This is a genomic window from Psychrobacter sp. AOP3-A1-26 (assembly GCF_052378235.1).
Classification (GTDB): Bacteria; Pseudomonadota; Gammaproteobacteria; order Pseudomonadales; family Moraxellaceae; genus Psychrobacter.
On the sequence record NZ_JBQSXN010000092.1, the window covers coordinates 1 to 12,193 of the forward strand.

At 39.3% G+C, this 12,193-nt stretch carries 11 protein-coding genes; 3 read left to right on the forward strand and 8 right to left on the reverse strand.

Going from position 1 to position 12,193, the window contains the following annotated elements:
- Positions 1–307: 307 nt before the first annotated feature.
- Entirely contained in the window at positions 308–1,546 is a 1,239-nt protein-coding gene (locus ACT3TU_RS12180; RefSeq protein ID WP_444784417.1) for a hypothetical protein, read from the reverse strand.
- Between the two features lie 56 nt (positions 1,547–1,602).
- Between ACT3TU_RS12180 and ACT3TU_RS12185 the strand changes: the two genes are divergently transcribed.
- Both ACT3TU_RS12185 and ACT3TU_RS12190 read left to right on the forward strand, forming a co-directional pair.
- The gene (locus ACT3TU_RS12185) at positions 1,603–1,953 is read left to right on the forward strand and encodes an IS630 transposase-related protein (protein ID WP_192529622.1); all 351 of its coding nucleotides are present in this window, start codon (positions 1,603–1,605) and stop codon (positions 1,951–1,953) included.
- Positions 1,928–2,452, forward strand: a complete 525-nt coding sequence (locus ACT3TU_RS12190) for an IS630 family transposase (RefSeq protein WP_192529632.1) — start codon at positions 1,928–1,930, stop codon at positions 2,450–2,452. The genes ACT3TU_RS12185 and ACT3TU_RS12190 overlap by 26 nt, the downstream gene beginning before the upstream one ends.
- Before the next feature lie 56 nt (positions 2,453–2,508).
- Here the strand turns inward: ACT3TU_RS12190 and ACT3TU_RS12195 are convergent, their stop codons facing one another.
- On the reverse strand, positions 2,509–3,576 hold the full coding sequence (locus ACT3TU_RS12195) for a helix-turn-helix domain-containing protein (RefSeq protein WP_218690601.1): 1,068 nt from the start codon (positions 3,574–3,576) through the stop codon (positions 2,509–2,511).
- Complete coding sequence (locus tag ACT3TU_RS12200; protein WP_444784418.1) at positions 3,569–4,231, reverse strand: hypothetical protein; 663 nt, start codon at positions 4,229–4,231, stop codon at positions 3,569–3,571. Before ACT3TU_RS12200 ends, ACT3TU_RS12195 begins: the two co-directional genes overlap by 8 nt.
- A gap of 279 nt (positions 4,232–4,510) precedes the next feature.
- Between ACT3TU_RS12200 and ACT3TU_RS12205 the strand changes: the two genes are divergently transcribed.
- Positions 4,511–4,909: a hypothetical protein gene (locus ACT3TU_RS12205; RefSeq protein ID WP_218690603.1), complete on the forward strand. Its 399-nt coding sequence runs from the start codon at positions 4,511–4,513 to the stop codon at positions 4,907–4,909.
- Between the two features lie 170 nt (positions 4,910–5,079).
- Here the strand turns inward: ACT3TU_RS12205 and ACT3TU_RS12210 are convergent, their stop codons facing one another.
- The 5 genes from ACT3TU_RS12210 to parA form a co-directional block, all read right to left on the reverse strand.
- Complete coding sequence (locus ACT3TU_RS12210) at positions 5,080–8,181, reverse strand: HsdR family type I site-specific deoxyribonuclease (protein WP_444784419.1); 3,102 nt, start codon at positions 8,179–8,181, stop codon at positions 5,080–5,082.
- Positions 8,174–9,409: a restriction endonuclease subunit S gene (locus ACT3TU_RS12215; RefSeq protein WP_444784420.1), complete on the reverse strand. Its 1,236-nt coding sequence runs from the start codon at positions 9,407–9,409 to the stop codon at positions 8,174–8,176. The genes ACT3TU_RS12210 and ACT3TU_RS12215 overlap by 8 nt, the downstream gene beginning before the upstream one ends.
- Positions 9,406–10,947 carry a type I restriction-modification system subunit M gene (locus ACT3TU_RS12220; RefSeq protein WP_444784421.1) on the reverse strand — a complete coding sequence of 514 codons (1,542 nt, stop codon included), beginning with the start codon at positions 10,945–10,947 and terminating at the stop codon, positions 9,406–9,408. Before ACT3TU_RS12220 ends, ACT3TU_RS12215 begins: the two co-directional genes overlap by 4 nt.
- A 327-nt stretch (positions 10,948–11,274) precedes the next feature.
- Positions 11,275–11,484 (reverse strand): plasmid partition protein ParG, encoded by a 210-nt coding sequence (locus ACT3TU_RS12225; RefSeq protein WP_025652656.1) that lies wholly within the window; start codon positions 11,482–11,484, stop codon positions 11,275–11,277.
- 3 nt (positions 11,485–11,487) lie between these two features.
- Positions 11,488–12,126 carry a ParA family partition ATPase gene (gene parA / locus ACT3TU_RS12230; RefSeq protein WP_068039576.1) on the reverse strand — a complete coding sequence of 213 codons (639 nt, stop codon included), beginning with the start codon at positions 12,124–12,126 and terminating at the stop codon, positions 11,488–11,490.
- Positions 12,127–12,193: the final 67 nt, after the last annotated feature.

Sequence of the window (12,193 nt, forward strand, 5' to 3'; positions counted from 1 at the left end):
GTACTACGCATTTACCAAACTCAACACCCCGTGTTAAACCTCTCTAATCCACGACTCCATTCAAGTCCTCACTAGGGGACCGAACCAGTGAAGGCACCTGATTGATTCGCCATAGGTATACTCAATAAAATTCAGAGGAGCAATAGACACTTTAAGAACAACATGCGTTCCTGCGTCATTTAGTATTTTTAACTTTTTACGCCTGTAGGCTCCAACTGTAAATCCTCGATCTTAGGTTGTTATTAGTAAGGCAGAGGCATACCTTATCTATTAGCTCTATCTGAAGAATTTAGTAGATAGTAACATATTATATCTTATACATGCTTCTTCTTATTGCATTGCCTAATGTACTTTTTCTAGGAGTTTTAGATTTTTCACATATAACCCTTTTGAAAAATAACTCTAACATCAAAACAAGGCACATAGAGTCAAATATAGACTTACACTTTATTAAATAATTTGTGTATGTGATTTCATCATAATCTTTATTTTGATTCAGCTTAAATTTAACGATATTATTTTCACAGACCATATGCCCGTGATGAGAGGCATTTCGTAATTTATTATCAAAAGACTTAAAAATATCAAATATTTCTGGTGTATTCCTTAGAGGTCCCAGCTTATTTGCTTTATCAAGTGAGTTGTATTGCTTTAAATTCATCCGTTCAAACTGGTCATAATTTCTACCATTTTGTATATTGTTCAAGCATGCAATGATATCTAAATTACTTCCAAGATGCTCAAAACAGTTGCCATAGAACATTCTTACAGATTCAAAAGAATTAGATGTAGCTACAAAATTATTTGGAAGAAAGTGCGAAAATTGAACTTGGCTAAACTCACTATAGTTTTCGAAGAAACTATTAAACGTTTCATAGTATCTTCTCATATGCTCATCGTTAACCGTATCAAAATATACAGATAAGTCTTTGATTTTTTTGTCATCTATAGATCTTAGCCAACCTATAGATTCAGCAAAATTTTCTTGTATATGAGGATTCAAGATAATGTATTCTCTAGTAAACGCATAAAGTGCACTTTCTAAATCAAGTTCGCCGATATCACAAATTTTATTGTATTTCTCAAATTCCTTTTTAGCTAGTTCATGCTGATTACTTCGCGTTAGACTCCATGATTTTTTAACTATTTTCCATTGATCTAAAATATGAGTTGAAACTTTTTTTGGGTAAGCTACTAGTTTCTTATCTTCAACCTGCTGTCTCATTGCTTGCATTAGTTTTAGAGCAGGAAAAGACATTTGTGCCTTCCGATCCGACTCTGATACTTGAAAATCATCACTCAAATATTCTGTAGGTAATAGTAAGCCATCAGAGGGTTTGTTTAGAATAGCTGGCTGACAGTTCTCTAAACTGTTTATTGCAATTTCTCCTGCATCCTGATCCAAGTCAAAAGAGATAACTATTTTTTCATGACATGTATGACATTTAACCTCATGTTTTTGATAATTAGATTGGCCTACTTGTACTCGGAAAATATGTTTTTGGCCACAGGTTAAACATTCAAAACATGTTCTAACTATAGTCAATCCTACTTAAAAATGTTATAAAATAATTAACAAATTCAATTGTTATTATAAAGACCATGACTTACTCACTAGATTTCCGCAAACAAGTACTAAAAAGCTTAGACGAGGGTATGACCTTTGCCGAGGCAGCTAAATTCTATAACCTCAGCCCAACCACCATACAAAACTGGAAGAGACGTGTTCATAGTAAAACAACCAGGCAAACCAAACCCTATAAAATACCAGATGACGTGCTACTCAATGATGTCAAAGAACATCCTGATGATTATCAGTACGAGCGAGCACGTCGTTTAAACTGTAGTAAAACAGGCATTCATCATGCCCTAAAGCGCCTAGGCATCAGTCAAAAAAAAGACTTTAGAACATCCAAAAGCCTGTCCGATCAAAAGAGCGGCGTATCAGAATAAGCTTGAGCACTTTAAGCAGCAAGGCTACCCCATTGTATATATGGACGAAAGCGGCTTTGAGTCTGAAACCATTCGCTCTCATGGTTATGCACCGATTGGTAAGCCTTGTATCGATAGCTACAACTGGCAAGGTAAAAAGCGAACCAACGTTATTGGTGCTCTGTATGAAAAGATGCTGTTTGCGCTTGATTACTTTGAGACAAACATCAACAGCAGCATATTCTACAACTGGTGCAAACAAACCCTAATCCCAAGTCTTAAAACCAAATGCGTGATTGTGATGGATAACGCCAAATTTCATAAGAGCAAACGCATTCAAAAGCTACTAAACAGGCACGGGCATCGTATTCTTTGGTTGCCGCCGTACAGCCCAGACCTAAACCCTATCGAAAAGAAATGGGCTCAGGTGAAGTTTCTACGCCAAGGCTGGATGGAAAACGACTTATCCAAATTGTTTTATGATGTTTGCCCTAACCATAACAATTTTATTTTGAGCTGACTATATCATTTATTTAATCCTAAGTGATTATATGGGTTCTATTTCTCTGAACGAGATTACACTAGTCTTGGCATAAACATCAGATTTGTTACCTCATCTATAGGCAATTTAAGCTCAGTGGCGAAACTCTTAACACTAAGGCCATCATCTGCTAAAAGAGGTAATATTTTTTCAAAAATAAGTGATTTTTCTCTCTCAATAGGTTTTGGTTCCCTTTTCCTATAACCCTCTATTGACGCTTCTTGCATCAGCCGACGATACTGCCAATCCGTGATTAAATTTAGTTTTTTCAAACGTACTATCAAACTGACTGCCGAAACTCCCCATTTACTCTTTAGCTCTACAACAGATTCTAGTGTAATAAAAGTAGGAGCTGCATCGATTACGCTTTTAGCTGGCATTAAAAAAGCAGATGCAAAGTCATCGGCTTGTTGTTCTGCGTATCTAGTGGAAAAGAGAGAGCCTGCAGGTGCCTCACTATCGAAAGGTGACGCATGCTTGTGTAAAAGGAGGTGACCTAATTCATGAGCAGAGTCAAACCTACTACGTTCGGCAGATTTTTTATTATTTAAAAAAATAAACGGTATATTTTCTTTCCAAAAAGAAAACGCATCGACATCTAGAGTGTTCTCCGCTAAAGAGAATACTCTAGCCCCTTTAGATTCTAATAGATGGACAACATTACTAATTTTCTTGTTGCCTAAAGCCCAATAATCTCTCATATACTCAGCAGCAGCTTCTGACTCTATACCACGTAAGTCTTTGAATTCTTGTCGAGGTAGCTCAAACTTACTACTAATATAATCATTAACTATAAATCCTAGCCGCCCAGCAGAAATAGCCGCATCTCTATGAGCAGCTGTCATTTTACTCAAAGCGCGGAAAGATACTGCTTCTGTAGGCAATTCATCAACATTATCTTCAAGAAAAAATTGAACAGGATAGCGTAGCACTTTTGCTAACTTGCTTAATGATTCAGTTGATGGCGGATTATTAAAACCGTCATTCTCATACTTAGAGATAGTTTTAGATGTTAGCTTTACACTAGCTGCAAGCTCTTTATAGGTCATTTTGCGTCTTAACCGTGCTATTTTCAGGCGGTCAGGATTAAATTCTTTATCCATTTTTTCGTACTATCTCAAAATCAATTTCTTCAGTTTCAGACGATTGGTCTATGTCCAGCTTTCGCTTCACTTTAGGTTCGCTAGATATGTCGAAAGGCTCACATATAATACGTTTTGACCAACCAACTATGATTTTTTTCTCATATATCTCAGGTAATGATAGCTCATAGCGAACCTCCTTTTTTCCTTCATCAATATAAAAAAGTAATATCCAAGTCTGATATGGGTCTATTGGTTCAGGAACGGTAATATCATTCCTTTCAAACAGCAGATTATTTGTTTCTATTCTTGCTTGTAGTGCGGTGCCTTTCTGATTTTTCGGTCTCGGAGTTTCTGATACTATTCCTGTATTCTCATCCCCTGTACAAACAACGATAGATATTTCTCTTGATAAGCTTCTAATCTCATCAACACCATTAGAATGGTGGTTATCACCCCACTTTGATGTTCTAAGATCAAATCTTAGCTGTTTTAAGATATAGCTCCAGGCATTATACCCCCCAGCTGTTCTAGGAGAATCCTCTCCCTCTCTACTGAAAGCTCTGAAGCCTTCTTCTATTGCTCTTTCTAAGCATCTCAAAGAAATTCCTAATTTTGCAATATCACTCTCTGCTTCGTTTTTATAATTTACGACCTCGATATTTTTAGCCTGCATATTTCTTCCCTAATCCATAGTAATGACTTCCGATATTTTAACCTCATTCGTGGTTAAAAAACAAGAACTAAAGGAGGAAGTAAGCTTTAGAATCGATATAATCAGCATACAGCTAACAGTTTAATTCCTCACTAGGGAATCGAACCAGTGAGAAAACTTAAGCACACTAACTAGGTGAAGTTTTTTTAAACAATGGATAAAAGATAAAAATCTATTGCTTTCTATACTTATATAACTTATATTGTTAATTATAAGTTATATAAGCATAGGTGGTATTCGATGACCAAAACTGAAAAAGTTGAAAACGTACAGTTTGCACAAGCTCAACAACAGCTAAATCGCTCTGAAATTGCTACAAATATTAGAGCTGTAGAAGATCTAAGCAAAAGTTTGCAACGAAGCCGCGAACTTCTTAACGAAAAATTAGCGACGACGAGGGATTTAGATATTGTTGAAATCAATAAACAACGTAAAGAATTATTTGATTTAGAAGATAGGGTTCGGGGATACTCTAACGAGCTTAAATCAAACTCGCAGATTTCCACAGCAGCAGTTTCAGAGGTAGAAAAACAGCAGATTAGAGGCTTGTATATGTCTGGTTTATATACTCAAAGTCAGATAGCATCACAGTATGGTATTACACAATCAGCTGTTAGCCAGATAGTAAAAATGCAATGACAATAAGGATTTAATCCCTACTGGCTTTATTTAAATATACTCAATTACCTTCGCTAAAATAGTATTTGAGTTATACGCCAAGATCACAGTAAGACCATCGTTTACGCGATGGTCTTACTATTTATAGTCTACGTCATGAATCAATGATGAAATGCTAACTATTATTTTGGCTAGACCTTCCCACCAACACCTTTAAACTTATCAATAAAAGCCGACATTTTCTGGAAAACACTTTGCTTCTTGGTGAGATACTGTGGATTAAGAGGGCTTAGCTTAGGTAGGACCTCATTTAGCTCCGTACCATTCTCGCTGGCGTACTCACGCTTTAAAGATGCCGTTATATAACGCTTAGCTGCCTCTTCATTAAGATTTTCAGCAACAATCATATCTTGGGCTTCACGCTGCTGCTCTATTTGAGCAAAGTTAAAGAATGCCTCAATAATACTGGATTTATCAGGAATGTTATCCAAGTTAGTTTTATTGATGAAATCTACCACTAGGCTTTCTTTAGCGCGATTACCAAGGCTTGCTCTAATTACACGACGTACTTCTTCGACCAAGGCGGACTTATCCTTGGTATTCTTATTATGCTCAAAAATCAGCTCAAGAATGTAATCAAGGTTAATCTCTTGAGATTTAAGAAGATCTACCTCAAAAACCACTTCATCCCAGTCAAGCGAGGACTCGCTTTGATCCTTGGCTGCTTTTTCACGGCGCAGCCAATCACGTATGTCGTTATACGTTGATCGATAGTCTTGTACGGTGCGTTCAGCAGGTACATTGATGCTTTGCATGGCAGCAAGATCTTCATCCGTCAAATAGTGCTCAGCTTGGAATGTCTCAACTGCCTCAGTATCAGTAATATCTATGCTTTGAAGCGCTTTTAGGCTTGCGAACTCATCATAGTTTTGTAAGATGTTCTCGACACGTAAATACTCACCAAATAACTTAGCAAAGTCCTTTTTGTCTGCCTCTTTGACGATCTCATCAGGGTTAGGGAAGCGTTGCTGCAGCTCCTTAATCACCTCCAAATAGCCACGTCGTGCTTTGCCTGTCGCAATATCAGTAAAGCCTTCTAGATACTCCCTATAGCTTTTTTCTAACACCACGTTCTTAGTATTTCTATCCCCGAACAAAGTGATGGCATCAATGGTCGCTTGCTCTAAGTCACGAAACGTCACGATGTTACCAAAGGTCTTAGTGGCATCATAAATGCGGTTAGTCCTTGAGAACGCCTGCATCAGACCGTGATAGCGAAGGTTTTTATCAACATAGAGCGTGTTTAAGGTCGGCGCATCAAAACCTGTCAGGAACATACCGACAACAATCAGTAAGTCCACATCCTGCTTAATAACGCGTCCTGCAAGATCACGGTAGTAGTTTTGAAAAGACTTACTGTCTACGCCGTAATTGGTCTTAAACATCTCGTTGTAATCATTAATAGCACGGCTTAAAAATTCTTTGGCACTGCTATTCATGGCGGTAGGCTCAAAACCTTCGTCAGCAATGTCACCGATTGCATCTTGCTCTTCATTGGCAGCATAAGAAAAAATAGTGGCAATCTTTAAGGGCCTCTCGCTGTCCTTTTGTAGCTGACTCAAGGCTTCATAGTAAGCCTTTGCCGCGTCCACACTACTAACAGCAAACATGGCATTAAAGCCTTTACCACTTCCTTTTAAGCGATGGGTTTTTTGCTTAAAGCTTTTTAAAACGTACTTTGAGATCTCTTCAATACGATCAGGGTGTAATAACAGCTGCTTGTTTTCAGCAGCTGTGAGTTTCTTCTCATCTTGCTCGCTCTCAATGGCTTGAAACTGTGGGCGAACGTCATTGTAGTCCACCTTAAACTTCAAGACCTTCTCATCACGAATGGCATCAGTGATAACGTATGAATGCAGCTCATGGCCAAACACACTGGCAGTTGTCTCTGCACCCAAGGCATTCTCAGGGAAGATAGGGGTGCCTGTAAAACCAAACTGATAGTACTTTTTAAATTTCTTCTTTAAGTTCTTTTGTGCTTCACCAAACTGGCTACGATGTGCCTCATCAAAGATAAACACCACTTGTTTATTATAAATGGGTAGATCAGCCTCACCTTTGATCAGGTTGTTTAGCTTTTGAATGGTGGTGACAACAATTTTATTATCATCTTTTTCAAGGTTACGCTTGAGTCCTGCGGTACTGTCGGAGCCATTAACGCTATCAGGGGAGAAGCGCTGGTACTCTTTCATGGTTTGATAATCAAGATCCTTACGATCCACCACAAAAAACACCTTATCAATAAAAGGCAGCGACGTTGCTAAGCGGGCAGCTTTAAAACTGGTTAGAGTCTTACCTGAGCCTGTGGTATGCCAAATATAGCCGCCACTCTCAAGAGTGCTCCACTTCTTGGCTTGATAAGCACTGTTTATCTTCCATAAGATGCGCTCGGTAGCGGCAATCTGATACGGACGCATCACCAATGAGGTATTACTCACATCAAAGACGGTGTAATGCATCAGCACGTTTAATAGGGTATTTTTTTGAAAGAAGGTCGCGGTAAAATCTTTTAGATCTTTGATTAGGGTGTTATCTGATCTCGCCCAGTTCATGGTGAAATCAAAGCTGTTTTTATTGCGCTTGGTGGTATTGGCAAAGTAGCGGGTATCGGTGCCATTTGAGATCACAAATAGCTGTAGGTATTTATATAAGGAGTTATCGGAGTTAAAGCTCTCTTTGCTATAACGATGTACTTGGTTAAATGCTTCACGAATGGCGATACCACGCTTTTTAAGCTCAATTTGCACCAAGGGCAAGCCATTGACCAAAACAGTCACATCATAGCGATTGGCTTGTGTGCCCTTTTGAGCAAACTGTTTAATGACCTGTACTTTGTTACGTGGGATGTTTTTTTTGTCCAGCAGGGCAATGTTCTGCAGGTGTCCATCATCAAAGGTGAAGTCATAGATGTGGTCATCATGAATCTTTCGAGCTTTGTCCGTGATGTTATCACTAGGATTATCAAGATACTCCATTACAAAGCGCTGCCACTCAGCATCTGTAAACTGCACTTCATTTAAGATCTGCAGCTGTACACGTACGTTAGCAAGCATCGTTTCAGGTGAATTTAAACCAGGAACAAACTCATATCCCTGGTTTTGTAAGTCTTTAAGTAGTTCACGCTCTAGATCATCTTCAGTCTGATAGCCCCCATCAGGCTGATCGCACTTGGTATATTTATTTAAAACGATGAAATTATTGGATTCAGCAATGGTTTTTGTTTGTTCAGTCATGCTCCAGTACCTCAGGCTTAGGGAAGTTTAAAAGCAGGTCACGGTAATACTCATATTGCTGCTGACGTAGTTCTATTTCACGCGGTAGGCCTTCTGTTAGCGATGTCGTTAGGGTGTCGAATTTATCGAGAATAGAGACGATGCGTTTTTGCTCAGAAAGTGGCGGGATTGGGATTTTAAAGATCTTCACTTTGGCATCAGAAACCGCAGGATAAGCGGATCCACTTTGAACATCCTCAAGATAGGTTTTAAAGTTAGATGAGGATAAGTAAAAATAAATCCATTTTGGAATTACAGCACTAGGGTTCGCTCTTAAGACGCAGTATCCTGTACTAACGACCCCACCGGAGTACTCATCGTCAATTAAGCAGATTCTTTGCTGGGTTGGTCTAGTTGTTGCAAAAATGACATCATCCTTTTCAACCAACTTTTTTGCTCTGCTTGGAGCATTTTCAGCTGTTATTTCCGTGGTTTCAGTAATTTTGTTATTTTCACGACTCACAGATGAGAGGTCAATGTATCGATAGACTGAGTCTGTATCGCTCCATTTAATATTGCTTGTTGATAGAGTCAACTCACTTAATTCCTTCCACTCAACATCCCCCTCTTCAAACGTCAGCAACTGATCACGATAGTACGCATACTGCTGCTGACGTGCTGTAAGTTCTGCTGTAAGTTCTGCTGTAAGTTCTGCTGTAAGTTCTGCAAATGTGTCTAAAATTCGGACGATTTCGGCTTGGATGTTAAGGGGTGGGATGGGGATTTTTAGCTTCTTCACAATCCCTGCATTTATATTAGTCTGAGAACCTGTACCAAGCGACTTAATGTACTCATATTGACTGTACAAAAAGTGAAATACATAACGGTAATGCGCTACTTTTTCATCAATATGAATGTTCGCACAAGCTTGATTAGTAGTCATGGGAACTTTATTAATACCAATCTTTCCAACCGTCGCACCATACATAGCAATAATTATGCAGTTCTCCGGTATCCACTTTGCACTAGAATTTTTTAACCCAGATTCCGTAATTTTTACACCTGTATCCCAAATCTCGTCAAAATCTACCTCCTGTGTTCGTAGCCACGGAATATTACCGTCGTAATATTCTGCCACACCCGTACTAGGTGTTCCACCTGATGAAATCTTTATTGCAATGTCATCCAAAAATTTCCACTCAACCTCAACCCCATCAAGTAGCTTCTCCATATAACCTAACTGACTCATGCCTCAATCTCCGCAACGATTTTATCGATATCAGCACGCAGCTTATCAATCTTAGCAACTGTCGTTTCAAGTTCGCTATTTAAAGTTTTAATATCAATAACCTCTCTGGTATCTTCTGCTTCTACGTAAGCACTTACCGATAAGTTATAGTCATTTTTAGCAATAGTACTGTTATCAATATTGGCAGAAAAATAATCCGTATCTTCTTTAGTATCAAACAACGTCATGATCTGCTCGATATGCGCATCAGTCAGTACGTTAGTATTCGTCTCTGACTTAAACAGCTTACTGGCATCAATAAACTGCGTTTTACCCTCTGTTTTGTGCTTGGATAGCACTAAGATATTAACCGAGATACTGGTTCCAAAGAATAAGTTGGGTGCTAAGGAGATCACCGTCTCTACATAGTTGTTATCTACCAAATACTGACGGATCTTTTGTTCAGCACCGCCGCGATAAAAGATACCAGGAAAGCAAACAATAGCGGCGCGGCCCTTACTCGATAAATAGTTCAATGCATGCAGCACAAAAGCAAAGTCCGCCTTTGATTTAGGGGCTAATACCCCCGCTGGCGCAAAACGCTCATCATTAATTAACGTCGGATCATCACTACCAATCCACTTCACTGAATACGGCGGATTCGAGACAATCGCATCAAAGGGTCTATCCTCCCCAAAATGCGGATCTAGCAGTGTATTACCCAGCTTGATATTAAATTTGTCGTAGTTCACGTTATGTAAAAACATATTCATACGTGCAAGGTTATAGGTGGTGTGGTTAATCTCTTGACCAAAAAAACCCTCTTCAATGATGTGATTATCAAAGTGCTTTTTAGCTTGCAGCAATAAAGAGCCAGAGCCTGCAGCTGGATCGTAGATTTTGTTAACTGCCTCTTGTTTATGCATCGCAATTTGTGCAATCAGTTTAGACACGCTTTGAGGTGTAAAGAACTCACCGCCTGATTTACCCGCATTGGCCGCATAGTTTGAGATCAGATACTCATAAGCATCGCCAAATAGATCAATCTCACTGTCCTCAAACTGATGCAGCTTAAGGCCAGCCACCCCTTTAAGTACCGCAGCTAAACGAGTATTTTTATCCGCGACCGTATTACCTAATCGGTTACTGGTGGTATCAAAATCAGCAAACAAACCCTTAATATCAGGCTCAGACGGGTAGCCATTGGCCGAGCTTTCAATCTCTTTAAAAATAGCAGCCAAATCCGTATTTAAGTTCTCATTTCTATGCGCATTGTCCGCCACGTTAGCAAACAGCTGACTTGGGTATATGAAATAACCCTTAGTCTTAATCGCATCGTCTTTAATATCAGCAGTAATCACTTCATCAGGAAGAGCGGCATAATTAACGCTCTCATCCCCCGCCTCAATATAATTGGCAAAGTTCTCACTGATAAAGCGGTAGAACAAAGTCCCCAACACATACTGTTTAAAATCCCACCCATCGACTGAGCCACGAACCTCGTTTGCAATTTGCCAAATTTGTCGATGCAGTTCGGCACGTTGTTGGGTACTTGTCATGATAAAAAATCCTATAGGAATAATGATGGGGCTAGAAGCCCCTTATGTTTTGTGTAACTTAAATCGTTATTGAGTACGCTTTGATTAAGGGCAATATACCTTAGCACTGCTAACCGTTTTTGGTTCTATTATATGGTGCTGATATAGGAAGGAAACAGTGCTTGTTTTGCCATGGGCATTTTCTTTACAGCTTGCTTCTGCATCTGGCTTAAGAAAACAAGCATCTGATGATACTAGTAAGGTGCACAGCGTTCGACGATATGTGTAATTTTTTGAGTTTTTTATACATATCCTTTTTATAGGTATAGAAAAACGAATTTTTTATACCTATCGCTCAACCAATTTTTCCTCAATCATTTCAGTCAACAACTCAGTCACCGTTTTTCGGCTTTCAAGCGCGTACCGCTTGAGCGCAATGTGTTTATCTTCATCTAAATTAAAATTCACGCGTACCGTCTTTTTGGGACTGTCCGTCACATCCGATAAAGCCAATTGATCCTTAACGTTCTTACTAGGACGACCTGCTGATAAACTCATGACTTACTCCTCACCAAAAAAGATTTGAATCTCACTGACCAATGCGGTTATCTCTTGTAACGCATTGCTACTAGGCGATTCGGTATCAAATACTGTCTTACCAAGGGCGGCACTATTAGGATAAGCAACTCGCTGCATCACTCTGGTCTCTAATACCGGAAGATTATAATCAAGCAGCGCGGTTGCAACCTCTTTACCAATATTGGTATTTTGAATGGCGCGTGAGACGACAAAGGCTGCCTTTAGTTGGCCATCCATCATCTCAATACGCTGCTGCACTAAATCAACCAAATCGCTGGTCGCCCAGATATCATAGGGGCTCGGCTGCACCGGAATCAATATAAAATCAGCCGCTTTTATAGCAGAAATAGCCAGACTAGTAGCTTGCGGCGATCCATCGATCACCACATAATCTTTATCAGAGACGCTTTTTAAATCTTTATCAAGTGTTGGTCTATCAAGCCCGATCACTGGTACCGGATTGTCTTCATCAACCGCTCTCCAGTCACGCGCACTGCCCTGCTGATCGCTATCTACTAGCAGAACACTATGGCCTTTCAACTGTAAGCCACGAGCCAGATGCGTTGCGATGGTAGTCTTGCCGCTGCCACCTTTTTGATTTAATACCGCGATTACCTTCATAAATACAGATCCCTGTAGCATGCATTGAATATATAAGTATATAAGTATATAAGTATATAAGTATATA